The following is a 24,097-nucleotide window of genomic DNA, read 5'->3' as shown; positions in this document are numbered from 1 at the left end:
TCCGAGAAGTGTATAGATAGACATAACGAACCTCACAAACCACGTCTAAGAATGGCAACGCCCACCATTGATACTGCTACTACAATCAAAGCCCAACCCATTTCGATACCGTCTAGAACCTGCTGCAATGGGCTGCATTGGGGGAATGAATCAACGATTTGTATGCCGTTTAATTGCCATTGTTGGCCAACTTGCTCGGGCTGAACCAGTTGGCCGTTTTGATTGATAACAGGGGCAACAGAGCTATATTTATAGTTCTGCGCTTCTTGAAGCGTTTCAAAGCACTGGAAACCTACTTGATAACCCATGTTGCCCCCTGTTAATTACAATGCGCGACGCAAGTATTTAACAACCATGATGGCAACCAATCCTGCAAAGATTGCCCATGCTACCAAGGCACCATCGGTACCAATATTGGTAATCACATTGGTTACGTCCGCTGGAACCTCAGCGTGTGCTGCTACTGCCAATGCTGCCAATGATGCGCCAGCGCCATACTTCACTACCTGGTTAATGCGTTTCATAATGAAACTCCTTGATTAAATGTGTGGCCATGAAAGCGTGACCACTTCGCTTTAAAACTCGTCAAAATCATCTAAATTCAGACTGAACTCTTCTTGCGGCTCTAATTCCCAACCATCGTCGCCAAGGTGTTCGATGTCGCCATCGGGATTCATGCGGTAATCTGAATTTCGGTACTCGTTGCCTTCATCGTCGATTTCACCGCTCATATCGTCGATGTCCCAATAGCCTGTCATTTGTTAGGCTTCATCGGCTGAGCGATGGATTTCATATGGGTTAAGCTGACTTGTGCGTTACCTGATTTGTCGATGTAGGCTGATACAAAGATGGGTAAGCGCAACAAGTCACCTGATTGGAAGTTTTCATCTACAAACTGACAGGTTTCTGCACTGACACGGATGGATGTGCGACCGTCATTGTTGCGGGGTAAACCTGAACACTCTTCCAAATCCATGAAGTACATGGATTCTTTCTTTTCACCGTATTCATGACGGCGAAAGCCTGCGAATACACCAGTGGCCACCAACGGATGGCCGCCAGTACCTGCTGATTTTTGTTTGGGTTCATAAACTTGGCTCATTTCGATACCTCTCATATTTCTTGTGATAAAACGATGTCGCGGCACTTGTAACCCCAAGAGCTGCCGACCATGAAACACATCATTTCGCTGTAATTGTCAGCGTTTAATGTGATTGTGTTGACCATGCCAAATGCTTGTTGCACGCGGTTCCATTGGTCTTGGTTCGTTTCGATGTAAGCTTGGAGCTTCTTGCGCCACAGTGTTGAGCCGTAGCTGAAGAAGGAGAAATTGCTGTTAGCCACTTTCCAGCTATGGCCTGAATCTTGGGAGCATTGGACGAGGCGAACGCCTTTGTCTTTTGCTATGCGTGATTGAACGTGTTTGCTGATGTATTTGCCGACGTACTTGGCAAGACGTGCAGAGCAGGTGCGAATCGGCAGTAATTCGTGACGGCCAAAGCCATATTTTTCCATCGAATCACGGAGCAATTTCCAAATCGCTTTTAAAGCCTTGTTTGCTGACTTGTAACGGCCGTAACGTGGCAATTTTTTGTTGTAAAACTGTTTGAAATCAAAGCCTGTCAGGATGTCTACTTTGCAATCTAAAATCAGGTGGTAATGAATACGGCCATTTTCTTGGCGTTCGTAACAGCGGATGTAATCACCGAAATATTTGTGTAAGCAGTATTTGTAGAATGATTTGAAGCGTTTTTGGGCTTCTTTTGGGCATTGGATGTCATCGGCAAAAGTCAGGGTCAGGAAGCCAATGTTATTAATCGGGTAATAATTGCAAAACGCTTCTACATTCATCTCAAGTGCTGCGGTGGATTTCTTGCCTTGAGAGGACAATTCAAACTTCTCAGATTCAACAATTGCACCTTCGGCGCAGTTGTTACTATTTTGACAAGGAACGTCCAAAACCTTGCGGTTTTGAACGTCTCCAGCAGCAGAATTGCGTGAATTTTGAACGCACACAGAACACAAAGCACCTTCGGTCAACATGAATTTGAACGTGAAAACGCCACAGCCTTTGCACTGGTGCTGTAACTTGAGCGGAACACCATGCATAAATTTAGCCATGATGTACCTCACTGGATGCAGAAGCAGGGGCGGACTCGTCAGCTCGTCCATCCCCTTGCTTCTGTTCTGTTTTATTTGATTGTTTTATGCCACGCTCTTCAAGTGGAGTTACTGCATTCCATCCAACAAACAGGACAAGAAAAAGCATAAAGACTGATATGACGCCTAATCCAGATAAGCCAGTAGACTCACTAAAAAATAAGCTCACAAAACTTGGAGTTTCAGACGCAATAACTTCACGGCACATTTGAACAACTTCAGGCGATGCACTGATATTGGAATTCATACCGCACTCCCCACGCGAATGAGGGGCAAGCCCACAAAATGGGCAAAGACGATGCAACGAACTAAATAACGGAATGTACGGACAGGCGTGCGCTTAGAACCTTGAACCAAAGTGACAATGTATTTACGGTTTGGAGTGCGTGACACTTCAAAATAAGCCGTTTCGCTATCGAAAAATGGTAATGGTCTTTGCATGAAAAACGCCCCTATGAATGAAATCACAAGGGCGTTTTCGCTTATGGATGCAGGTTTTTTAGCAAAATTTCAGCTAACACCTAAGATACTGTTCAAATTGGATTTTTTGCATGCCCATGTGATAGGGCAAAATATAAGCGGCCTGTAAATGTTTACAGGCCGCTTGTTAATACCCAAATCAGGGCTAGGTAGCATTTAGGTATGAATTAAGCCTGTACCTCACGAGCGCTTGCTGCTTGCAGATGCAACTCATTCAGCAACCAATCCCGAAACAGCGTTGCTGCTGGTGGCAAGGGTTTGACTTTGCTGTAAACCAAATAATCGGCTTGTTCGGTTTCTAAGGCCAGCCAGTCTATGGCTTTGAGGATGCCGTCGTCGATGAAGGGGCGGCACATGAATTCCCAGCTTAAGGCGATGCCTTGGCGGTTGAGGCAGGCGGACAAGGCCAGTGTCGGTTGGTTGTACAACAAGGTCTCGAATTGTGGGCGGTATTCGGTGTGGTGCAGTTTCATCCAGCTGTGCCATTGCAGCCAAGTGCCTTGGGCGGGGTCGAGCTGGATGAGTTTGTGGCGCATCAAGTCGTCTATGCTGTGCACATCGCTGATGTCGTAATCGCGGTGGCAAATCGGGAACAGGCGCTCGCGAAACAGAAAATGCTGGTGCAAGCGCGGCCAGTTGCCATCGCCATACAAAATGCCGATGTCGTGTTCGTCCAATAAATCCACATCGACATCGTTGCGGCCAACCATGTGCACTTTGATGTGTGGGTATACCGCATTGAAGCGAAAAATCAATGGCGACAACCAGTATTGCGCCACCGCTTGGGTGCTGATGATTTTCAACACATGTTCGTGGTGGTGTTGGCGTTCTATGCTTTGAATCACGTTCAACACATTGTCCATCAATGGCGCGATGCTGTTAAACAGCAAGCGCCCATCGGCGGTCAAGTCTATGCCGCGGCTGCGGCGGATGAACATGCTGCTGCCCAACGATTGTTCCAGCGCGGTGATTTGTTTGCTCACCGCGCTTTGGGTGAGGTGCAATAGCTGTGCGGCCTTGGTAAAGCTGCCGCAATCGGCCACCACATAAAAACAATGCAGGTATTGCAAAGACACGTTGCGCTTCATAGGTGGCAGTTCCAACAGAGGTTAATCGGCTAATCACTTAAGCGCGCGGCGCTGTGCAAATCCAAATGGCGCGTTTCCGGTGCCATCACAAAACTGATGGCAGCGCCAAAAAAGGTAATGGCCACGGCCAAGTACAAGGTCACGCTCACCCCCAAATAGGCCAAAGACCACGGGATCAAATACGTGGCGCTGGCGGCGGCAACACGGCTCATGGACGAGGCCAAACCTATGGCAGTGGCGCGGATTTCGGTGGGAAACAATTCGCTAGGATACAGGTATTGCATGATTTGCGTGCCGCCCAAACACAGGCCGTACACGCAAAACAAGGCGATGACCCACCACGCGGCTGCAGCCGGCCACACCGCCAAGAGGGCGATGGCCGAACCCGAGGCGATAAAGCTACCAATGAGCAAGCTGCGTCTGGGCACATGGTTCACCATTTTCACCGCCAGCATGCTGCCGAGCAATAAGGTCAGGGTAATCAGCGCCGGTCCCCATTGCAGCCACCAACCCTCGACATGCAGCGCCGCCAAGATTTGCGGTGCAAACGAGTACATCACCACCAAAGGGATGATGGAGCAAGCCCAAAACAAAGTCACAAACCACAGCCGCTGCGCATAGCCATGCAGCAGCAATTGGCGCCAACTGATGCGCGTGGCGGTACTGGCTTCGGCCAAGTGTTGGTGGTGGTAATCAGCGCCATATATGCGTTGGATGATGGCATCGGCCTCAGCGGTGCGCTGTTGATTGAGCAACCAGCGCGGCGATTCGGGCATGTCACGGCGCGCCAAGGCAAACAGCGCGCACACCAACGCCGCACTGACCAAGGCATAGCGCCAACCCGCATCTCCCATGCCCATGCACCAAGCGCCGATGACATAGGCCAAGGCGGCGCCGCCAAACCAACTGACGGTCAAACTGGCAATCAAAGACGCGCGCTGTTTCTTGGGCACAAATTCCACCAGCAAAGGCGTGGCCACTGGGTAATCAACGCCGATGACAAAGCCTATCAGCAAGCGCGACACAAACAGCATCCACGCCGCGTCGATGTGCCATTGCCACAGCGAGATGGCCATCAACAGCCACAAATTGTAGCGAAAAAACCAGCGCCGCCCATATTGGTCGGTCAAAACGCCGCCGAGCAAACCGCCAACGATGACGCCAATTAAGCTGGCAATGGCTATCCACGCTTGCCACAACAGGCTCAATTGCAATTCGTTGCTGGCCGCCGTCAACACCACGCCCATCAAGCTCAACACATAGCCGTCAATAAACGGGCCACCGGCCGCGCCCACTGTCAGTCGTTTGTGGAATGGTAACAGCGGAAAGTCTTCGAGCTTGGCATAGCGCATGGTGCCACCGGTAGATAGGGTTAAGGTCAGGCTAATGTAGCGCATCTGGCACGGGTATGCCAATGATGGTTTTTCAAGTCTACTATTCCAAATTTTCATGTCAGAGTGGATGCCAATATTGCACAGACATGGCAAGGAAACAGCATACCAGTGCATTAAAATACCGCGCTTAAGATGTGTCTGTCATGCACAAGAGCCATGGCTATAAATGGCAATATTCGATGGTGCGGATAGGCTGATATACATGAAATAAGCGGCCTGTAAATCCATGGACAAGTGCGAGTTTATCTTGCCTAAGTATTGTAGACATAAGGGGTCTATGCTGCCGGTAAACTTGTAGCGTGAGTGCTAGGGTTTACAGGCCGCATGTTTATTAGGCACTCGTTGATGTTTGCAGAATAGATATGGATTGGATGGCTGTGAACAGAAATAAGTGCTTGGCAGCGACAGTCAGAGGAGGGGTTAGACTCAGCCAGTCAGATAAGAAGATTGATGATTGTATCTGTATTGTGCAAGCAAACCATGGCGGTGGTGTGTATGTTGGAGCTAGCAAAGCGATTAAGCAAGCGGCCTGTAACACTGTGTACAGGCCGCTTCATTTGATTCAATCAGCCAGAGGAAGTATTCAGTATTGAATCTGTAATACTCAAGTCAAACACGGCAATGATGTGAGTGTTTAATCCAGTCATTTCATCTCACAAGCGGCCTGTAAACATGATTCACAGGCCGCTTGTGTGCTGATTGAGGCTGAATATGAGTCTGCAAAACCATGTACAGCATATGTTGATGGTGTCGCCACCATCGGTTTCAATACTCAACGCTGCTTGGGGCACGCGGGCATGCGCTCGATAAAACTGCGGCTGAGTTGGGTGTCGGCATGTTGTGGCCCCAATAATTGCACCCGCCCTTGCCATGCAGCTTGCATGTGGGTGCAGGCCTCGGCATCGCGCTGTAAACCCAATAACACCACCGCCAAATTGTGGCGCGATAATAAGGTCGGCGGCGTTAGCGCCTAAGACGTGCTGGCGCAGCGTCCACGCCTCAGTAAATGCCGCTTCAGCCGTCGGCAGCTGGCCTTGTTGGGCGAGGGCCACGCCAAGATTGTTTAAGGTGGCGGCGCGGTTGCGCTGAGTGCGTGCATCGGTGGCGGTCAAATCGGGCAAGGCTTGTTGGTAGTATTGCTGCGCCTGCGCATACAGCCCTTGCTCTGCCAAGGCATGGCCATGATTGTTCAACGCGATGCCACGCTCGGCCGCGCTGGCGTCGGTTTGAGCGCTAGCCAGATTGGCGCTACACGCCAGCAGCAGCAACAAAACAGGTTGTAAGACTGGGCGGCTGCGCAAGGATAATAAAGTCAATAAATGCGGCATGGCGGGACTGAGTATGTCGGTAAGTAAGATAAGCGCAGGCTAAAGTGTCTGCAGCGGCCTGTAAAGTCCTGATGGCAATAGTGTGGTCATGTCGCCAACGCGGTACACGCTGGCGCAAGGTTTTGTACGGTTTGTGCGCCCGTTCACGGTATATTAAGGTCTACACAGGGAATGCAATGGAACACACATGGATTACACCCGCAGACGCATCGTGACATGGTTATTGGCTGGCACAGCGTTAACGCCGGCGGCTTGCATCCATTTCAATCCGCTGGGCAAGTCGCAACCGGCGACCTCGCGCACCGAACCTATGGCGTTTGATGGCTTGAAAGTGTATTACAACGACGAGGCGCTGGTGTATTTAAGCCCCAGTTTTCAATTGGTGTTTAAACGTGTGAGCAATGGCCGTGCCTTTGATTTTCGCAAACTGCCCAAGTCGCTGCTGCAAAAGGCTTATGCACAGATGCAACACCAGAGCATCGGTTCGGTATCGGACAAGGGGCGGCGCAGTTATGGCAATGCACAATACATTGTGTTGACGTTTCGCGCCGAGGACTTGAGCACAGCGGAGCAGCAATTGTTGGCGTCGTTGCAACTGCGTGCCACAGAGGAAGGTGGCAGCGCTTACACCAATCCGATGATTAACCATGGCTATTTGCAAGAAAAGCAGCTCGCTTACGATGGCTATATTTCCTTGAGCGGCGATTTTAACAATGTGTTTTTCGATGGCCGCTATCCGGTAGGATTTTTTGCCGATGGTTTGCGCCAACAGCAAACCGGTGGCCGCTTTTGGGACATCCCCTTGGATGCAGTCGCGGCCAAACGCCAGCAACAGCTGTTCGCCGAGGCACGCACACCCATCACCATAGGCAGCGATGGCAGCGTGCACTATCGTGGCAAAGCCATGCGCAATTTGGCCGACGATGTGCATCTGTTTATCGACACCCGCACCCGCGATGCCATGCCGGCGGTAGTGAACAAAAAACGTGTGCCTCAGCCATGAGTGTGTTTGTTATGGCGAGGCTAAAGGTCAATAACAGATAGGAATGGCAATAAAATCACTAACGGTCTAGCCATCAGCTTATTGAACAGATCAAGCGGCCTGTAAACAGTCTTAGGCAAGAGCACTTAACACAGATACAAGCCCATTGCTCTATATTGGACCTATATTGGATAAGTATTGTAATCAAACGATGTTGAGAAATATGGACGCTGTTGGCAGCAAACACCGCGGCTGATTAACGCCCATATCTGACAAGGCGCAATTGGCTGACCGCAAGTAGCAGCACAAAGCATGCATGCGGTAAGTAGCATAAATAATCGCCCAAGATGCGGTATAAACAGCGTCAGCGCGCTTCGCTGCAGTCATCTGTCTGGCAGTGTCGCGACACTCAATCTGATGCAGACACACAAGGAGTTTGCTTATGTACACACGTCGTCAAATATTGCTGTGGGGAATGGCCGGCGTTGCCATGACGCAAGCCGGCTGCATCACGCCCACGCACCAAGACACCTCGCCGCAAGCGACCAGTCGCAAACAGTTGTTCGATGTCGGTGGTGGCATGAAAATCTACCGCAATGAGGCGGTATTGGCCTTGTTAACACCGCAATTGCATTTGCTGTTCAAGCAAGTGAGCAATGCTGGCTTGGACATACGCCGTTTGCCCTTGTCCTTGCTTAACAAAGCCCATGCGCAGCTCATGCCCATCAGCTTGGAAAGCCGCAACGAGGGCAAGACCGCGTTTGGCAATGCCCAAGCCATCAAGCTGTATTGGCTGGCGCAGCAATTGAGCGCGGCTGAAACAGCATGGCTGGAGCAAACGCTGCGGCTGCGCCCACAAGGTGTGCGTGCCCAACATGGCTTACAGCAACAAGGCATCGCACCAGTGGGGGCGCCGTTTTACAGCAGCTATGTGCCGCTAGACCATGACACCAACAATGTGTTTTTCCCCAAGCAACCAGCGCCGCAACAGTTCTACGCCGATGCCATGCCCTCCAGTGCGGTGAGCCAAGTGTGGTTGGTGCATGCGCTGAACGATGTGTGGGCGCAGCGCCAAGATGCGCTGTTTGCCGCCGCTGCGTCACCGCTGCAAATAGACGCTCAAGGCACAGTGCATTATCAAGGTCAGGTATTAACACGGCTGGACACGCAATTGCAGTGGTTGCGGGCTGCTGAGTAAACAGTTGCAGTGCATGGCGGTATGTTACAGGCCGCTTGCTATGATGATTTACCCACAATGCATTTTTACTGGCTTGTCTGGTGGCAATACGCGTTTACACGGTATGATGCGCGTTCTGTGATGGAGTGCTGCCTTGATGTCCAAACCGATTTTGTATTTTGCCCATGCCAATGGTTTTCCTGCCGCGTGTTACCAAACTTTATTGGCACATTTTGAGGCCGATTATGCGGTGCGTTATCTGCCGGTCATCGGCATGAATCCGCAATACCCGCACACGCCGACATGGCATTTGTGGGTAGAGGAATTGATTGCCGACATCGAGGCGCAAGCGCAAGGGCAGGCGGTGGTGGGCTTGGGGCATTCGTTTGGCTCTTTATTGCTGTTGATGGTGGCGTACAAACGGCCTGATTTGTTTCATAAACTGGTGTTGCTCGATCCGCCGTTTTTAATGGGCAAGAAAACCGCCTTATTGGAAGTGGCGCAAAAATTCAAACTCAGTCTGATTGACCGCGCCACGCCGGCGCTGTTGGCGGTGAAACGGGTGGATTTTTGGCCTAACCGCGAGGCCGCCTACCAAAGCCTGCGCCACAAATCCATCTTCAAACGCTTTGACGAGGCCTGTTTTCAAGCCTATATCGAGCATGGTTTGGTTGACGATGGCGAGCGCGGCGGCGTGACGCTGCGCATCCCCAAAGCCTTAGAAGCAGACATATTCCGCACCGTGCCGGCGTGGTGGTGGCGCACGCCCAAAACCCCGCCGCAAGTGCCGGTACACTTGCTTACCGCCAGCGACAGCGTGTTTTACCAACACGGCTTTCCGCAATTGATACACGAGCATTATCGCATCCCGTATTCGGTGTTTGACGGCGCGCACATGTTCCCCTTGGAGCAGCCACAGCAAACGGCAGCGACGGTGCAAGACTTGCTGCGACAATTGTCTTAACAAATTCGCTGGTGCATAACGCTAGCAGGTGTTTACCCTTTTACCGAGATATGCAGCTAAGCGACCTGTAAACTTTGTTTGAGCATTGCGCGTGGCAAGAGCAAGTCATTGCCACTCAGCTCACGATTTGGGGTCGCTATGTTTGACTCACATTAAACTATCCTCGCATTAATCCGCTAAATCATTTCTTATTCATATGGTAATGTTACAATCGCCATTTGTTTGAGAGCTTAGCGAGGTTTGCGAAATGACGTTTCCCAGTTGTCCACAATGCCAATCCGAATACACTTACAGCGATGGGGTGATGTTGTTGTGCCCCGATTGCGCGCATGAATGGCATGCCGATGCAGACGAGGACGAGGCTGCGGCGGTGGTAAAAGACGCGTATGGCACGCTGTTGCAAGACGGCGATACCGTGACTTTGATTAAGGATTTGAAGCTCAAAGGCTCGTCTACCGTGCTCAAAGTCGGTACCAAGGCCAAAGGCATACGCTTGCAGCCAGACGCGGCCGACGGCCATGACATAGACTGCCGCATCGAAGGCATGGGCGCGATGAAGCTCAAATCTGAGTTTGTGAAAAAAGCCTGAAGCTGTAGCGTTTAAATATCTTGCTGCGCTCGATACCCAGTAGCAACACAGCAACTCCAATTTAAGCGGCCTGTAAATATTTACAGGCCGCTTTTTGCTGCGAGTTTTGGTGTAAGAATGAATTGGTATGGGCTTGTCTATACAAGAATGGGCGTGCGCTTGATGTGCGACAAACTTGGCTGCATGATGTTTGCGCCAAGCTTGCAATCATCGTTATATTCAAATCTCTTTTTCAATCAACCCTATGAGAGGCGCTATGAAAACCTCAGGACAGTGTTTGTGTGGGCAAGTGGCGTTTGCCTTAATTCCCACTTCGCTGCAAGTCGGTGTGTGCCATTGCAATATGTGCCGACGCCAAAACAGTGGGCCGTCGATGTCGCTGGAGTATGTGGCAGACAGTTTGGAATACCACCAACAAGACAGTGTGCAGGTTTACGATTCTTCTACGTGGGGGCAGCGGGTGGTGTGCTCACATTGCGGCACATTTTTATTTTGGCAAAGCAAAGACTTGTCGCAGAACTTTGTAAACGTGTTTGCCTTGGACGTGGATTTGGATGGTGTGAACTTGGACACTGAGGTATTTATTGATGAGAAGCCTGCGTTTTACCACTTTGGCAATGCCACTCAACAATTAACGGGTCAACAAGTGGTCGACATGTTTCAACTCGATTGAGGTCATGGCATGCGGCCTGTAAATGCTTACAGGACGCTTGCGTGCATATTGAACAGGCACATCAGTATTTTAATTGTATGCTGTTGATGCTGTTGCCGTAAGAATACAGTTGGGCAGGATTGCCGCTGCCGTCGTCTAAGGTTTCATCGTGCATTTTCACATACACATAGCGCTGTTGGCGCATGAACGCAAGATAGTCGGCTTGCGCACGCACGTGGATGCCGGTATCGGTTTGGTAGCGGCTGTTGACCCGAAAACGCAGCGCGGGTGTGCCACTGACGGTCAGGGTTTTGAATTGGGAAATGCTGCGGCTGGCATTTGCACCGGCGGCAGCATATTGGCTGTAACGCTGCTTGATTTGGGCGATGACGCTGGGGTGGTGGATGAACTTAGGGTCGCTGGCGGCCACGCCCAAGGTGTCGGCGTCGAAAAACTCGTCCACGCTTTTGACTTCGATTTCTACCGAGGCCAGCGGCCAGTTGGTGTGTAAGAATTCGGCGATGCTGCTGTCGCTGTTGTTGAGGATTTGTTTCCAGCGACCTGCTTGGTCATCGGGCAAATCAAATGAGACGTTCAAATCGGGCAAGATTTTGGGATGGTTGACGCTGAAATGTTGGGCGGCGGCGAGGGCGGGCAAGCTGCAAAGCGCACATAAGGCGGCGCTGCGCAGTATGTTTGAGTCAATCAACATGGGCACCGTCATGGTTGTGTAGGGATAAGGCTTTTTAGACTAACACATTGCGTTAGCGTGCTGGCCGTTGGTGTGGGGTGGGCTGCTGGAGTGTGGTTTCTGTTACAGCATTTGTGTTGCTTATCTGAGTAGATAAACGCACAGCGATACTTGATTAATGAATACACAAGCGGCCTGTAAACATTTACAGGCCGCTTTTTAATGGCTTAACACACCGTGCAGATTATTGTTCCGGTATTTGTTCTACCCATGCCTTGGCTTGGTTACGCAAGGCGAATTTTTGTACTTTGCCGGTAGATGTTTTAGGGATGTCGGTGAAGGCGAAGTATTTCGGCACTTTAAAGCGCGCCAAATGCTCGCGGCAATAGTCGCGCAATTGGATGTCGGTCAAGCTGGCACCTTCGCGCAATTCGATAAAGGCAAACGGCACTTCGCCCCATTTTTCATGCGGTACGGCCACGACGGCACAATTCATCACATCAGGGTGTTTGTAAATCACGTCCTCCACTTCAATGGATGAGATGTTTTCACCGCCAGAGATGATGATGTCTTTGCTGCGGTCTTTGATTTGTACATAGCCATCGGGATGGACCACGCCCAAGTCGCCGGTGTGGAACCAGCCGCCAGCAAACGCTTCGTCGGTGGCTTTCGGGTTTTTCAAATAACCTTTCATAACGATGTTGCCGCGGAACATCAATTCGCCTATGGTCGCGCCGTCGTGTGGCACTTCTTCCATGCTGATGGGGTCGCGCACGCTTAAACCATCTTGCAGATTCGAGCGCACCCCTTGACGGGCATTCATGGCCGCACGTGCGGAAATGTCCATGTCGGCCCAATCGTCGCGTTGCACGCAGACGGTGGCAGGGCCGTAGACCTCGGTCAAGCCATACACATGGGTGATTTCAAAGCCCATGGCTTCCATCGCCGCCAATACCGCTTCCGGAGGCGCAGCGCCGGCAATCGAGCCTTTGACCACATGGTCTATGCCTTGCTTCAAATCATCGGGCGCATTGGCCAAGCTGGAATGCACAATCGGCGCGGCGCTGTAATGGGTAACGCCAAATTCTTTAATCAAACGGAAACACACGCGTGGGTCGAAACGGCGCAAACACACGTTGACACCGGCACGCGCCGCGATGGTCCACGGGAAACACCAGCCATTGCAATGGAACATCGGCAGTGTCCACAAATACACTGGGAATTTGGACATGTCCCAATCCATGATGTTGGAAATCGAGTTCATCATTGCGCCGCGGTGGTGGTAAACCACGCCTTTGGGGTCGCCAGTGGTGCCGGAAGTGTAATTGAGCGCAATCGCGTCCCACTCGTTTTCAGGCAAGACCCAATTGTCTAAATCTTCAGCCGATTGCAACAGGCTTTCATAATCGGTGTCGGCAAACGCCGCCACTTCAGGGCCCAAGGCATCGTTGACTTGGATGATTTTTAAATCGGGTAAGGCGGCCTGTATTTGTTTCACTTCTTCGGCAAACTCGGTATCGGCCAATAAGATTTCGGCTTCGCCATGGCGCAGGCAGAATATCATTGCCTCCACATCCAAGCGGATGTTGAGCGTGCACAACACGCCACCCGACATCGGGATGCCAAAGTGTGCTTCCACCATGGCAGGGGTATTGGGCAACAATACTGCCACGGTGTGGTTGCGGCTGATGCCCAATTGGCGCAAAGCAGCGGCCAATTGTTTGCAGCGGGTAAAAGTGTCGCGCCAGTTTTGACGCAAATCACCGTGGACGATGGCCAAATGTTCGCCATACACCTCGGCGGTGCGCACCAAATGGTCTATGGGGGTGAGTTGGGCGTAATTCGCGGCTTGAGCGGACAAATGGGTATCGAAATCTGCCATGCTATTTCCTCGTTGTAGAGACATTGTAGAATTGTTGGTATTGTCATTTTTTTGATATTAATAAATATTTTCTCTAAACTTGTCAATCACAAAATTCATCAAGCATTGATGCCAGTCAGGTTTGAAGCACATAAATGCCAAGCATAATTATTCTAATATGAATGAATTAGCCCAAAATACGGGCTAGGTCAGCGTGCCCAGCCCGTTATTTTTTGTGGTTTATTCGCCCAAAACAATGCCTTCACGCCGTGGGTCGGCGCCACCAAACCAACCGCTGTCTGTGCGCTGTATGCCTTGCAAGCCGCTGGTCATTTCCAGTGTTTTCACTTCTTGGCCGGTTTGCTTGAGCGCATTGGCATAAGCATCGCCCAACAAGCCTTGCTCCAATTGCATGGCGCCATTGTTGCTGCCGAAATTGGGCAAGTTGATCGCTTGTTGGGTGTTCAAGCCCCAATTCAGCGTACCGTACAGGGTTTTGGCGGTGTAATGGATGATGTTGGCACCACCCGGACTGCCCAAGCTCATCAACAGCTTGCCGCGTTTGCCATTCGGCAATTTTTCATATACCAAGGTCGGCGACATGCTTGAGCGTGGGCGTTTGTTGGGTTCGACGCGGTTGGCCACCGGTTTGCCCGCTTCATCGCGTGGGCTAAAGCTGAAATCGGTCATTTCATTGTTGAGCAAGAAGCCGCCGGCCAAGCCTTTGCCGCGGTTGACCATCAGTTTGGAGCCGAACTGCGATTCTATGGTGGTGGTCATCGCCAAGGCATTACCGTATTTGTCGACAATGCTGATGTGTGAAGTGCCATATTCTTTTTGGTTAGGCATGTTGGCATAAGCGGCCTGTAAAGCCTTGGGTTGGCCTGCTTTGGCGGTATTCATCGATTTGGGCTGTGCCGATAAGTCTATTAAGCTGGCGCGCTGGCGCAAGTAATCGCCATCCAGCAAACTCATCCACGAGCCAGCCGGTGCTTGGACAAAATCTGGGTCGCCGATGTATTGGTTGCGGTCGGCAAAAGCCAAGCGCGAGGCTTCACCGTAACGGTATAACCAGTCTGGATTCAGCGCACCATTATTGAGGCCGAAGCGTTCGGCGTCGGTGTGCGCCAAAATGCCCAAAATCTGCGCGATGGTGAGTGAGCCTGAGCTCGGTGGCGGCATGCCACAGATTTCATAGTTTTGTGCGCGGGCGGTGTAATCAAAACACAATGGCGCGCGTTCGCGCGGTTTGTATTGGCGCAAATCGTTTAAAGACAAGCTGCCTTTATTGGGATGGCTGTGCACTTTGTTGACGATGGTTTGTGCCACTTCGCCTTGGTTCAAGCCTTTGGGACCTTGAGCGGCTATCAAGCGCAAAATGGCCGCGTACTCAGGGTTTTTCAGCATATGCCCAACTGGCACCGCCTCGCCATTGGCTTGGTAGAAGTAGGCCTTGGCATCGGCATCGTTGGCGGCCAAGAATTTTTCCGAGCGCAACAATTTGTTCAAGCGCGCCGATACTGGAAAACCGTTGTCGGCCAAGCGTATTGCTGGTTGCAATAAGTCCGCCCAAGCCAGCTTACCGTGTTTTTGGTGGGCAGCGTACAACATGCTCACCACTGCTGGTGTGGCCACTGAGCGACCGCCGACCACTGCATCATCAAAAGACATGGGCTTGCCATCGGCACCGATGAACACATCTTCTTTGGCACCTGCTGGTGCGGTTTCACGTCCATCGTAAGCGGTAATTTGACCTTGGTCGTCGTACAGCAAAAACGCACCACCGCCGATGCCGCTGGATTGTGGCTCCACCAAACCCAACACCATTTGCACGGCAATGGCCGCATCCAAGGCATTGCCGCCTTGCTTCAAGATTTGCAAACCAGCCTCAGTGGCCATCGGGTTGGCCGCAGCAACGGCCGATTTTTCCGTGCGCCAACCATCTTTGTGTTGCCAACCACTGGCGACTTCTGGGGTGTTGGCATTGATTTGGGATGTCTGGGCATTGGGGGAGTGGGTTTGGGAACAAGCGCCGACAAATGTCAGTAAACCCAGGTTAAGCCATAAAGCATTTTTGAGCAGCATGGTGAACTCCAAAATGAATGAGGACAGGGGGGAGGGCTAAGGTTTTGAAAGCAAAGACAACTGATTCAGCTTATTTAAAGCCACGCTGGCGGTCAATCTTTTGTGTGCAGAAAATGTTAGGAATTGTTAGGAAATCGGCATTGATATTGCATGCAATGAAATACAGTGTTGCTGAATAAATAGTTTATTAATAATCTAATGTCATATATTGTTAAACAGTTGAATTTTGTAGGGAGGAAAGCGATAACAATCAATGCCCAAAAGTAATAGACAGGATTGGTATTTCATTGATGCAACATAATAAAAATAATGATGTTCTATATAATAATATCTTAATCTCATTTAAATGCCGCACCAGTTCAAATCATAAAAGCGCATCAAAATGATGAAACACATCTTCAATCATGAATGGCAGCAGTCGGCAAAGGAAGTTCATCAATTATGGATACAATCAAAGCGATACAGGTTTTTGTGGAAATTGCCCAACAAGGCAGTTTGACCAAGGCTGCAGAAAAACTGAATATGTCACGCGCCATGGTGTCGCGTTACTTGGAGTATTTGGAAAACCGTTTTGGCGCGCGCTTGATGCAGCGCAATACCCGACGTGTGTCTCTCACCCAAGCCGGTGAAGAAGCGTTGGTACATTGCCAAACCATCTTAGAACAAGAGCAAATGCTGACGAATTTGAGCGCTGAGAAACACACCAGCGGTGTGATACGTGTGACCGCTGCGCATTTTCTCAGTCGTGAGTATTTGCTGGATGCCATCGTGGGGTTTAACAACCTCATGCCCGATGTGCAATTTGATGTGGTTTCGTTGGAGAGCACACTCAATTTGATGGAACACAATATCGATGTGGCGATACGCATTTCCAATAAAGTGCCTGATGGCTATGAAAGCCGCGATTTGGGCGAATTGAAGACGTGTTTGGTGGCCAGTCCCGAGTATTTGGCGGCGCGGCCAGAATTGACCACGCCACACCAATTGAAAAACCAACAGTGTTTGGTGCACAGCCATGCGGCGTGGCAAAGCTGGGTATTGACCAATGAAAAAGGCCAAAGCCGCAGTTTCCCCATCCGCAGCTATTTTCACAGCAATGACATTTACGTCTTACTGGAAATGGCGCTGCGCCACCAAGGCATCACCATGTTGCCCAAGGCCATGGTTGCCTCTGCTTTGGATACAGGCCGCTTGGTAGAGGTATTGCCGACTTACCAATTGGAGCCGTTCCAATTGGCCATCGTGTATGTGTCGTCCAATCACACGCCGCAAATGGTGCAAAAATTCATCGAATTCTTATTGGATTTTTTTGGTAAGCACCAGCGCGTGCTGGACTGATATTACCCCGCTTCACGCGCGTTTTTGCCACCATGTTGCCAGAATCGAGCCGGAGATATTGTGCCACACGCTGAAAAGCGCGCTGGGCACGGCGGCCACTGGCATGGTGGCAAAATGCACTGCCGCCAAAGCCACGCCCAAGCCTGAGTTTTGCATGCCCACTTCGATGGCAATGGCGCGGCGGTCGGGCACGGGCAGGCCAAAAAATTTGGCGCTCAGATAGCCAAACAGCAAGCCAAAACCATTGTGCAAGACGACCAGCAACAATAAGAACATGCCTGAAGAAATCAGCGCCGCCTTGCTGTTGGCGATGATGGCGGCGACGATGATGATGATGGCGGTGACCGACACCAACGGCATGATTTGAATCGAGCGGCTGAGCTGTTGTTTGAATAAGGTGCGCGCCGCCAAGCCCAAGACGATGGGCAGTAACACCACTTCCAATACCGACAACATCATAGCGCTTGCGTCTATGTCTATCCATTGGTTGGCAAACAGGTAAAACATCAGCGGCGTTAATAGCGGTGCCAGCAAGGTAGACACGGTGGTACAAGCGATGGACAGACCGACATTGCCTTTGGCCAAAAACGTAATCACATTCGAGGCTGTGCCACCAGGGCAACAGCCCACCAACAACACTCCTATGGCCATGTCCAGTGGCAAACCAAACACCACCGTCAACACATACGCCACCGTCGGCATGATGATGAATTGCGCCAACACGCCGATGACCACGCCTTTTGGGTGCTCAATCAAGGTTTGAAAATCGGCCAGCGTCATGGTCATGCCCATGCCAAACATAATCACGCCCAAAAACCAGGTGATGTAATGGGTCAACCAAGCAAAGGCTTGCGGGTAGATAAAGGCCACTGCACTGACCAACAACAGCCACAGCGCAAAGGTTTTTTGTATGAATTGACTCAAGCGCACAAACACATTCACCGGCATCGTCCTAGAAAACAAAGTGCGGCGATTATACTCAGGAATGAGCATAAATCCATGCAACAGTGCTCAAATGCGGCCTGTAAATGTGCTGGAGCAGGTAGGGATTACGGGCTGTTGGCCTCGTCATCCAAGCTTTTGAGCCATTCCAGTTTTTGCTTTAATTTGATTTCCAAGCCGCGTTCTACCGGTTGGTAAAACTCGGGCTCGTCCATGCCTTCTGGCATATAGGTTTCGCCAGCAGCGTAAGCATGCGGCTCATCATGGGCATAGCGGTAATCGTGGCCGTAGCCCAATTCTTTCATCAATTTGGTCGGAGCATTGCGCAAATGTACCGGCACTTCGCGCGTCGCTTCTTGCTGCACCCAAGCGCGCGCTTGGTTGTAGGCATTGTAGCCGGCATTGCTTTTGGCGGCGCAGGCCAAATAAATCACCGCTTGTCCTAAAGCCAATTCGCCCTCGGGCGAGCCCAGACGCTCATAGGTGCTGGCGGCATCGTTGGCAATTTGCATCGCACGCGGGTCGGCCAAACCGATGTCTTCCCACGCCATGCGCACAATGCGCCGCGCCAAATAGCGCGGGTCGGCGCCGCCATCGAGCATGCGCGTGAACCAATACAAGGCGGCGTTGGGATGGGAGCCGCGCACCGACTTGTGCAAGGCGGAGATTTGTTCGTAAAACGAGTCGCCGCCTTTGTCAAAACGGCGCAATTGCGTGCCCAAACTGTTGCTGAGCAGTGCGGTGTCTATGCTGTTGAGGTTTTGACTGATGGCGGCCTGTAAGCTTTGTTCAAGCAGATTGAGCATGCGTCTGCCATCGCCATCGGCCATTTGGATTAACACTTGTGCGGCATCGCTGTCTATGGTCAGCGCCGCGTATTCGGGCAGGCGCAATGCCTTGTCGATCAATTGCTGCAAATCGGCTGCTTGCAAGGATTTGAGCGTGTACACCTGCGCGCGACTGAGCAGGGCGGGATTGACTTCAAAAGAAGGGTTTTCGGTGGTGGCTCCGATGAAGGTGAGCAAGCCATTTTCCACATAAGGCAAAAACGCGTCTTGCTGTGCCTTGTTAAAACGGTGCACCTCATCAACAAACAAAATGGTGGCTTGGTCGCGCTGCAAAGCCATTTGCGCTTGTTCAACGGCGGTGCGTATGTCTTTGACGCCGCTTAACACCGCCGACAAGGGAATGAACTGGGCATGAAAGCTGTTGGCCAAGATACGCGCCAACGTGGTTTTGCCCACGCCGGGAGGTCCCCACAACAACATGGAATGCGGTTTGCCACTGTCAACAGCAATGCGCAGCGGTTTACCGGCACCGATTAAATGCTGTTGACCACTGACTTCATCCAAGCTGTGTGGACGCAAACGCTCGGCCAATGGTGGCAGTGCTTGGCGGCTGAACAAATCCATGTGCGCTCATTCCAAAGTAAAGCGCCATCATACCATTCTTACAGGCCGCTTGAGTTTACGGCGCAGAACAGGGGATTGTTAAACTGTTCATTTCATCTGCATATTTGCGCGAAAATAGTCCAGTTTTTGATAGTATTTATATCGAAATGTAAAACTGTTTATGTTGCACAGCAACATTACAAAAGCTTGCTATATATCAATTTAAGAGATATGTTTACGCTTAATTAGATTGAAATAACTTAAAAATTGCACCATTAAATTCTAAGTAATTAATAAATTAAGAAGGAACATCATGTCACCAGAGCGTATTAAAGTAGCATCTCTTTTAGACAAAGTCATGACCGCAGCTGAGGCTGCAAAATTGTTTGAAAACGGCATGGTGGTCGGCTCGAGTGGCTTTACCAAAGCAGGCGACAGCAAAGAGGTTTTGCCGGCGTTTGCAGAGCGCGCTGCCGGTGAAGACATCCAAATTACTTTGATGACAGGTGCGTCTTTGGGTCATGGTACCGATGGCAAATTGGCCGCAGCGGGCGCCTTGAAAAAACGCATGCCGTTCCAAGTGGACGCGACTTTGCGCGGCAAAATCAACCAAGGCGAAGTGTTGTTCATGGACCAACACTTGAGCGAAGCGGCGGAATTGCTGCACAACGGCACCATCAAAATGGATTTGGCGGTATTGGAAGTGGCCGGTATTGAAAAAGACGGCAGCTTGATTCCCACCACTTCTGTCGGCAACAGCGCCAGTTTCGCCGCTTTGGCCGATAAAGTGATTTTGGAAATCAATGAGTCTGTGCCATTAGATGTTTTGGGCATACACGACATTTACATGGCCGAAAACTACCCTTACCGCAATGTGATTCCTGTGGTGGCCGTTGACAACAAAATAGGTCGTCGCACCATACCGCTGGACCTCAATAAAGTGGTCGGCATTGTGTTTACCAACCGCCACGACAGCCCAGCCGACATCGCTGCGCCCGATGTGAAAACCTCAGCCATCGCCAGCCACATTTTGAATTTCTTGGAAAAAGAAGTGGCGGAAGAACGCTTGACCGAACGTTTATTGCCGTTACAGGCCGGCATCGGCAAGGTGGCGAATGCGGTATTGACCGGTTTCCAACATTCCAAATTCAAACACCTGACCATGTTCTCAGAAGTGTTGCAAGACTCGACGTTTGATTTAATCGACGCCGGCATCATGGACTTTGCATCGGCTTCATCGATTACCGTGTCTGCCGATTGCTACGAACGGGTGATGGGCGACTTGGACCGCTACCGCGACAAAATCGTGTTGCGCCCACAAAACATTTCCAATACCCCAGGCTTGATTCGCCGTTTGGGCGTGATTGCCATCAATACCGCGATTGAATTCGACATTTACGGCAATGTGAATTCTACCCACATCGGTGGCAGCCGTTTGATGAACGGCATCGGTGGTTCTGGCGATTTTGCGCGCAATGCTTACTTGTCGATTTTCGTGACCCAAGCCGCGTCCAAAGAAGACCGCATTTCGCATGTGTTGCCTATGGTGTCACACGTGGACCACACCGAACACGATGTCGACATCTTGGTGACCGATGTGGGTTTGGCCGATTTGCGTGGTTTGGCGCCACGCGAACGTGCGTTGGAAATCATCAACAATTGCGTGCACCCTGATTACCGTGCTGAATTGTTGTCTTACTTCGAGCGTGCGTGCGCGCAAGTCGGTGGTCAAACCCCACACATCTTGAGCGAAGCCTTCTCTTGGCACATCCGTTTGGCCGAAACCGGCAGCATGAAAAAAGCCGAAACGGTGAATGCAGCTTAATTGCACCCGTATGCATCTCTAACAAGCGGCCTGTAAACATTTACAGGCCGCTTTTTTATTGCGTTGGAGTCATGCAAACACAGGAGTTTTGGGTATAATCGGGACTTTATTTGAATTTGGTGGCAAAGCATGGCAAAACGGTATTTGGTAATCAAGCTCAGACATCATGGTGATGTGTTGCTGATTACACCAATCGTTCATGCTTTGAAACAGCGCGAGCCCGATTGTGAAGTCGATGTGCTGATTTATCAGGAAACCCGCGATATGGTCGCGGCCTATGCCGACATCCACACCATCCATTGCATAGACCGGCAGTGGAAAAAACAAGGCACACGTGCGCAAATCAAGCATGAATGGGCGTTGCTACAAGCGGTGCGCCAGCGCCGTTATGATGCGGTGGTGTGTTTGGCCGACCAATGGCGCGGTGCTTTGTTGACCCGTGCCAGCGGCGCCAAGGTGCGCATAGGCGTGGATTTTCCGTATCGGGCAGGGCGTTTGTGGCAACACTGTTTTACCGATTTGGTGCCGGCTTTGTCCATGGAGCGTCACACCGTCGAACAAAACCTGATTGCCTTAGAACCGTTGGGCATCGCGCTCAATAAAAATACCCCCACTACCATGGCATACCGGCCTGAAGACCAAGCGCATGTAGCACAGATGTTGCGCGAGCAAGGTTGGCAAGGCGAAGACTATGTGGTGATGCACCCCGGTTCGCGTTGGTTTTTTAAATGTTGGGACGACGACAAAACCGCCGCCATTGCGCAGCGCCTGCTCGACCGCAATCTGACCGTGGTGCTGAGCGCTGCACCCGATAAACGCGAATTGCAACTGCTGCAAAGTTTACAGGCCGCATTGCAAGTGCGTACAGGCCGCTTATTGGTGTTGGCAGGGGTGATGAATTTGCGTGAATTGGGTGCCTTAATCGATGGCGCAGCCTTGTTTGTCGGCGTGGATTCGGTGCCCATGCACATGGCCGCGGCCTTGCAAACGCCGGCTGTGGCTTTGTTTGGCCCATCGTGGTTGTCGCGTTGGCACCCGTGGTCGGACACGGCTACCGTGGTGTATGCTGGCGATTATGGCGATTTGCCCCATCCTGACAGCATCGATGTCAATACCCAAACCCGTTACTTGTCCGCCATACCCGTCGAGGCGGTATGGCAAGCGATACAAACACACTTACCTTATTTAGGAGAATCCTCATGAAAGCTTTGATTATCGGCGCGGTGGCAGCATTGTCTTTGGCTGCGTGTGCAGGCGGTAACGGTGGCAGCGATTTGGGCGGCTTGTTGGGCGGCGGTACCACCAGCAGCAATGGCAGTAACGGTGGCGCGGCCACCGCTATTGGCAAAAGCCTGATCCAAAACTATGCCCACAACCAATGCTCAGTAGAATTGAACAAACGCCAAGAATGGCGCTTGATGGCCTTGGCAGTGAGCGCTGAGAAACAACAGCAATGGGAAGACCAAATTTGTGGTTGCGTGTCTGAAGAAGCACCGAACAGCGTGACCGTGACCGACTTGGTGCAAGCGGCCACCAACCAAAGCGCTCGCAACACCATTGTTGCCAATGCCGTGACCAAAACCGTGACTTCGTGTTTAAGCCGTTTCGTTAAAAAATAAGGATGATCATGCAATACAAAAGTACCCGTGGCGCTACCGAAGCCCGTTCGTTCAGCCAAGTATTGTTAATGGGTTTGGCGCCTGACGGCGGCTTGATGATGCCTGCAACCTACCCGCAAGTGGATGCCGAGTTGTTGGCCAAATGGCGCCAATTGTCTTATGCGGAGTTGGCGTTTGAAATCATGTCTTTGTTCATCGACGACATTGACCGCGACGATTTGCGCGCGATGTTGGCACGCACTTACACGCAAGAGGTGTTTGGCAGTGCCGACATCACGCCAGTGCGGGCTTTAAAAGACGGCATCTTGGTGCAAGAATTGTCCAATGGCCCGACTTTGGCCTTCAAAGACATGGCGATGCAGTTTTTGGGTCAGGTGTTTGAATACGTGCTCGCGCGTGAAAACCAAGTATTGAACATCTTGGGCGCCACCAGTGGTGACACCGGTTCAGCGGCCGAGTACGCAATGCGTGGCAAACAAGGCATCAATGTGTTTATGTTGTCACCAGAAGGCAAAATGAGCGCCTTCCAACGCGCGCAAATGTACAGCTTGGCCGATGAAAACATCCACAACATCGCCGTGCGCGGTTTGTTTGACGATTGCCAAGACATTGTTAAAGGCGTACAGGCCGATGCCGAGTTCAAAGAGCAATACGCCATCGGTACGGTGAACTCGATTAACTGGGCGCGCATTGTTGCGCAAGTGGTTTACTATTTCAAAGGCTATTTCGCGGCAACGCAAAGCAATGACGAGCAAGTGTCGTTCTGTGTGCCATCGGGCAATTTTGGCAATGTCTGTGCCGGTCACATTGCGCGCCAAATGGGTTTGCCGATTGGTCGCTTGATAGTCGCCACCAATGAAAACGATGTGTTGGACGAGTTCTTCAAAACTGGCGCTTACCGTCCGCGCACGTCTGAACACACCTTCATTACCTCTAGCCCGTCTATGGACATTTCCAAAGCCTCAAATTTTGAACGCTTTATTTTCGACTTGGTTGGCCGCGACAGCGAACAAGTGAAGGTATTGTGGGCAGAAGTGAATGCCGGCAAAGGCTTTGATTTGGGCTTTATGTTGGACAAAATCCAAGGCGAGTATGGTTTTGCATCGGGAAAATCTACCCACCAAAACCGTTTGGACACCATGAAAGCGGTGTATGCCGCCGGCGATGGTTTTGTTGACCCGCACACCGCCGATGGCATCAAAGTGGCGCGCGAACTGCGTTTGGACGGTGAAACCATCGTGTGTTTAGAAACGGCATTGGCGACCAAATTCGATGCCACCGTGCACGAAGCCTTGGGTAGCGATGTGCAAATCCCACGCCCAGCGGCTTTGGCTGGCTTGGAAGACTTGCCACAATACGTGATCGAAATTGCCAACGATGTGGCGGTGGTGAAAGACATTATCCGTACCGCAGTGAAGATTTAATTTGGGTAAATTTTCCCCAATACCTTGTTGATAAAGCGTCCTGTAAGTTTACAGGACGCTTTTGTGTCTATGCAGCTTGATTGTTCTTGCGCCTGATTTCGCATACA

Annotated in this window: 24 protein-coding genes; 10 read left to right on the top strand and 14 right to left on the bottom strand. The window is 51.1% G+C overall.

The annotated features are described in order from the left end of the window. Nucleotides 1–32 precede the first annotated feature (32 nt). The 9 genes from BN3003_RS04565 to BN3003_RS19360 all read right to left on the bottom strand — a co-directional run bounded on the left by BN3003_RS04565 (nucleotide 33) and on the right by BN3003_RS19360 (nucleotide 6,438). Nucleotides 33–308: a hypothetical protein gene (locus tag BN3003_RS04565; RefSeq protein ID WP_058305557.1), complete on the bottom strand. Its 276-nt coding sequence runs from the start codon at nucleotides 306–308 to the stop codon at nucleotides 33–35. A 15-nt stretch (nucleotides 309–323) separates the two neighbouring features. After that, complete coding sequence (locus BN3003_RS04560) at nucleotides 324–524, bottom strand: major capsid protein (protein ID WP_058305556.1); 201 nt, start codon at nucleotides 522–524, stop codon at nucleotides 324–326. 51 nt (nucleotides 525–575) lie between these two features. Continuing rightward, complete coding sequence (locus tag BN3003_RS04555) at nucleotides 576–758, bottom strand: hypothetical protein (protein ID WP_058305555.1); 183 nt, start codon at nucleotides 756–758, stop codon at nucleotides 576–578. Next, on the bottom strand, nucleotides 755–1,102 hold the full coding sequence (locus BN3003_RS04550) for a hypothetical protein (protein ID WP_058305554.1): 348 nt from the start codon (nucleotides 1,100–1,102) through the stop codon (nucleotides 755–757). The genes BN3003_RS04555 and BN3003_RS04550 overlap by 4 nt, the downstream gene beginning before the upstream one ends. An 11-nt stretch (nucleotides 1,103–1,113) precedes the next feature. Then, a complete protein-coding gene (locus BN3003_RS04545) occupies nucleotides 1,114–2,172 on the bottom strand; it encodes a rolling circle replication-associated protein (protein WP_147645337.1) in 1,059 nt (352 codons plus the stop codon). After that, nucleotides 2,114–2,407, bottom strand: a complete 294-nt coding sequence (locus BN3003_RS18770) for a hypothetical protein (protein WP_147645335.1) — start codon at nucleotides 2,405–2,407, stop codon at nucleotides 2,114–2,116. The genes BN3003_RS04545 and BN3003_RS18770 overlap by 59 nt, the downstream gene beginning before the upstream one ends. 400 nt (nucleotides 2,408–2,807) lie before the next feature. Further along, the gene (locus BN3003_RS04540; protein WP_058305552.1) at nucleotides 2,808–3,728 is read right to left on the bottom strand and encodes a LysR family transcriptional regulator; all 921 of its coding nucleotides are present in this window, start codon (nucleotides 3,726–3,728) and stop codon (nucleotides 2,808–2,810) included. 29 nt (nucleotides 3,729–3,757) lie between these two features. Further along, nucleotides 3,758–5,125, bottom strand: coding sequence for an MFS transporter (locus tag BN3003_RS04535; protein WP_199822548.1), 1,368 nt, complete (start codon nucleotides 5,123–5,125; stop codon nucleotides 3,758–3,760). Nucleotides 5,126–5,799: 674 nt separating this feature from the next. Then, complete coding sequence (locus BN3003_RS19360) at nucleotides 5,800–6,438, bottom strand: tetratricopeptide repeat protein (protein ID WP_159061387.1); 639 nt, start codon at nucleotides 6,436–6,438, stop codon at nucleotides 5,800–5,802. Between the two features lie 199 nt (nucleotides 6,439–6,637). Between BN3003_RS19360 and BN3003_RS04520 the strand changes: the two genes are divergently transcribed. The 5 genes from BN3003_RS04520 to BN3003_RS04500 all read left to right on the top strand — a co-directional run bounded on the left by BN3003_RS04520 (nucleotide 6,638) and on the right by BN3003_RS04500 (nucleotide 10,835). Next, on the top strand, nucleotides 6,638–7,453 hold the full coding sequence (locus BN3003_RS04520) for a hypothetical protein (protein ID WP_058305549.1): 816 nt from the start codon (nucleotides 6,638–6,640) through the stop codon (nucleotides 7,451–7,453). Nucleotides 7,454–7,874: 421 nt separating this feature from the next. Continuing rightward, a complete protein-coding gene (locus tag BN3003_RS04515; protein WP_058305548.1) occupies nucleotides 7,875–8,630 on the top strand; it encodes a hypothetical protein in 756 nt (251 codons plus the stop codon). A 136-nt stretch (nucleotides 8,631–8,766) separates the two neighbouring features. After that, a complete protein-coding gene (locus BN3003_RS04510) occupies nucleotides 8,767–9,573 on the top strand; it encodes an alpha/beta hydrolase (RefSeq protein ID WP_058305547.1) in 807 nt (268 codons plus the stop codon). Nucleotides 9,574–9,820: 247 nt separating this feature from the next. Then, the gene (locus tag BN3003_RS04505) at nucleotides 9,821–10,162 is read left to right on the top strand and encodes a zinc ribbon domain-containing protein YjdM (RefSeq protein ID WP_058305546.1); all 342 of its coding nucleotides are present in this window, start codon (nucleotides 9,821–9,823) and stop codon (nucleotides 10,160–10,162) included. Between the two features lie 256 nt (nucleotides 10,163–10,418). Then, complete coding sequence (locus BN3003_RS04500) at nucleotides 10,419–10,835, top strand: GFA family protein (protein ID WP_058305545.1); 417 nt, start codon at nucleotides 10,419–10,421, stop codon at nucleotides 10,833–10,835. Nucleotides 10,836–10,896: 61 nt separating this feature from the next. On the opposite strand, the gene BN3003_RS04495 is transcribed toward BN3003_RS04500, so the two are convergent. The 3 genes from BN3003_RS04495 to ggt all read right to left on the bottom strand — a co-directional run bounded on the left by BN3003_RS04495 (nucleotide 10,897) and on the right by ggt (nucleotide 15,451). Continuing rightward, a complete protein-coding gene (locus BN3003_RS04495; RefSeq protein WP_058305544.1) occupies nucleotides 10,897–11,526 on the bottom strand; it encodes a hypothetical protein in 630 nt (209 codons plus the stop codon). A gap of 223 nt (nucleotides 11,527–11,749) precedes the next feature. Then, entirely contained in the window at nucleotides 11,750–13,387 is a 1,638-nt protein-coding gene (locus BN3003_RS04490) for an acyl-CoA synthetase (protein ID WP_058305543.1), read from the bottom strand. Nucleotides 13,388–13,606: 219 nt separating this feature from the next. Next, entirely contained in the window at nucleotides 13,607–15,451 is a 1,845-nt protein-coding gene (gene ggt / locus BN3003_RS04485) for a gamma-glutamyltransferase (RefSeq protein WP_058305542.1), read from the bottom strand. 441 nt (nucleotides 15,452–15,892) lie between these two features. Here ggt and BN3003_RS04480 point away from each other — a divergent pair, with 441 nt between their 5' ends. Further along, complete coding sequence (locus tag BN3003_RS04480; protein WP_058305541.1) at nucleotides 15,893–16,789, top strand: LysR family transcriptional regulator; 897 nt, start codon at nucleotides 15,893–15,895, stop codon at nucleotides 16,787–16,789. Between the two features lie 12 nt (nucleotides 16,790–16,801). On the opposite strand, the gene BN3003_RS04475 is transcribed toward BN3003_RS04480, so the two are convergent. Further along, nucleotides 16,802–17,731, bottom strand: a complete 930-nt coding sequence (locus tag BN3003_RS04475; protein WP_058355648.1) for a bile acid:sodium symporter family protein — start codon at nucleotides 17,729–17,731, stop codon at nucleotides 16,802–16,804. A gap of 107 nt (nucleotides 17,732–17,838) precedes the next feature. After that, entirely contained in the window at nucleotides 17,839–19,143 is a 1,305-nt protein-coding gene (locus BN3003_RS04470) for a replication-associated recombination protein A (protein ID WP_058305540.1), read from the bottom strand. A 292-nt stretch (nucleotides 19,144–19,435) separates the two neighbouring features. Here BN3003_RS04470 and BN3003_RS04465 point away from each other — a divergent pair, with 292 nt between their 5' ends. The 4 genes from BN3003_RS04465 to thrC all read left to right on the top strand — a co-directional run bounded on the left by BN3003_RS04465 (nucleotide 19,436) and on the right by thrC (nucleotide 23,990). Then, nucleotides 19,436–20,947 (top strand): succinate CoA transferase, encoded by a 1,512-nt coding sequence (locus BN3003_RS04465; RefSeq protein ID WP_058305539.1) that lies wholly within the window; start codon nucleotides 19,436–19,438, stop codon nucleotides 20,945–20,947. A gap of 129 nt (nucleotides 20,948–21,076) precedes the next feature. Beyond that, entirely contained in the window at nucleotides 21,077–22,150 is a 1,074-nt protein-coding gene (rfaQ, locus tag BN3003_RS04460; RefSeq protein WP_058305538.1) for a putative lipopolysaccharide heptosyltransferase III, read from the top strand. Then, nucleotides 22,147–22,566 carry a hypothetical protein gene (locus BN3003_RS04455; RefSeq protein WP_058305537.1) on the top strand — a complete coding sequence of 140 codons (420 nt, stop codon included), beginning with the start codon at nucleotides 22,147–22,149 and terminating at the stop codon, nucleotides 22,564–22,566. Before rfaQ ends, BN3003_RS04455 begins: the two co-directional genes overlap by 4 nt. A gap of 8 nt (nucleotides 22,567–22,574) precedes the next feature. After that, on the top strand, nucleotides 22,575–23,990 hold the full coding sequence (gene thrC, locus BN3003_RS04450; protein WP_058355647.1) for a threonine synthase: 1,416 nt from the start codon (nucleotides 22,575–22,577) through the stop codon (nucleotides 23,988–23,990). Nucleotides 23,991–24,097: the final 107 nt, after the last annotated feature.

It is taken from the genome of Vitreoscilla massiliensis (genome assembly GCF_001457815.1).
GTDB lineage: Bacteria > Pseudomonadota > Gammaproteobacteria > Burkholderiales > Neisseriaceae > Vitreoscilla > Vitreoscilla massiliensis.
The sequence above is the reverse complement of the archived record's forward strand: the minus strand, read 5'-3'. Positions and strand labels throughout refer to the sequence as shown.

Bases quoted from the DNA above. Each gene is read 5' to 3' on its own strand.
- BN3003_RS04565 (WP_058305557.1), bottom strand. From the start codon at position 308: ATGGGTTATCAAGTAGGTTTCCAGTGCTTTGAAACGCTTCAAGAAGCG.
- BN3003_RS04560 (WP_058305556.1), bottom strand. From the start codon at position 524: ATGAAACGCATTAACCAGGTAGTGAAGTATGGCGCTGGCGCATCATTG.
- BN3003_RS04555 (WP_058305555.1), bottom strand. From the start codon at position 758: ATGACAGGCTATTGGGACATCGACGATATGAGCGGTGAAATCGACGAT.
- BN3003_RS04550 (WP_058305554.1), bottom strand. From the start codon at position 1,102: ATGAGCCAAGTTTATGAACCCAAACAAAAATCAGCAGGTACTGGCGGC.
- BN3003_RS04545 (WP_147645337.1), bottom strand. From the start codon at position 2,172: ATGGACGAGCTGACGAGTCCGCCCCTGCTTCTGCATCCAGTGAGGTAC.
- BN3003_RS18770 (WP_147645335.1), bottom strand. From the start codon at position 2,407: ATGAATTCCAATATCAGTGCATCGCCTGAAGTTGTTCAAATGTGCCGT.
- BN3003_RS04540 (WP_058305552.1), bottom strand. From the start codon at position 3,728: ATGAAGCGCAACGTGTCTTTGCAATACCTGCATTGTTTTTATGTGGTG.
- BN3003_RS04535 (WP_199822548.1), bottom strand. From the start codon at position 5,125: ATGCGCTACATTAGCCTGACCTTAACCCTATCTACCGGTGGCACCATG.
- BN3003_RS04520 (WP_058305549.1), top strand. From the start codon at position 6,638: ATGGATTACACCCGCAGACGCATCGTGACATGGTTATTGGCTGGCACA.
- BN3003_RS04515 (WP_058305548.1), top strand. From the start codon at position 7,875: ATGTACACACGTCGTCAAATATTGCTGTGGGGAATGGCCGGCGTTGCC.
- BN3003_RS04510 (WP_058305547.1), top strand. From the start codon at position 8,767: ATGTCCAAACCGATTTTGTATTTTGCCCATGCCAATGGTTTTCCTGCC.
- BN3003_RS04505 (WP_058305546.1), top strand. From the start codon at position 9,821: ATGACGTTTCCCAGTTGTCCACAATGCCAATCCGAATACACTTACAGC.
- BN3003_RS04500 (WP_058305545.1), top strand. From the start codon at position 10,419: ATGAAAACCTCAGGACAGTGTTTGTGTGGGCAAGTGGCGTTTGCCTTA.
- BN3003_RS04495 (WP_058305544.1), bottom strand. From the start codon at position 11,526: ATGTTGATTGACTCAAACATACTGCGCAGCGCCGCCTTATGTGCGCTT.
- BN3003_RS04490 (WP_058305543.1), bottom strand. From the start codon at position 13,387: ATGGCAGATTTCGATACCCATTTGTCCGCTCAAGCCGCGAATTACGCC.
- ggt (WP_058305542.1), bottom strand. From the start codon at position 15,451: ATGCTGCTCAAAAATGCTTTATGGCTTAACCTGGGTTTACTGACATTT.
- BN3003_RS04480 (WP_058305541.1), top strand. From the start codon at position 15,893: ATGGATACAATCAAAGCGATACAGGTTTTTGTGGAAATTGCCCAACAA.
- BN3003_RS04470 (WP_058305540.1), bottom strand. From the start codon at position 19,143: ATGGATTTGTTCAGCCGCCAAGCACTGCCACCATTGGCCGAGCGTTTG.
- BN3003_RS04465 (WP_058305539.1), top strand. From the start codon at position 19,436: ATGTCACCAGAGCGTATTAAAGTAGCATCTCTTTTAGACAAAGTCATG.
- rfaQ (WP_058305538.1), top strand. From the start codon at position 21,077: ATGGCAAAACGGTATTTGGTAATCAAGCTCAGACATCATGGTGATGTG.
- BN3003_RS04455 (WP_058305537.1), top strand. From the start codon at position 22,147: ATGAAAGCTTTGATTATCGGCGCGGTGGCAGCATTGTCTTTGGCTGCG.
- thrC (WP_058355647.1), top strand. From the start codon at position 22,575: ATGCAATACAAAAGTACCCGTGGCGCTACCGAAGCCCGTTCGTTCAGC.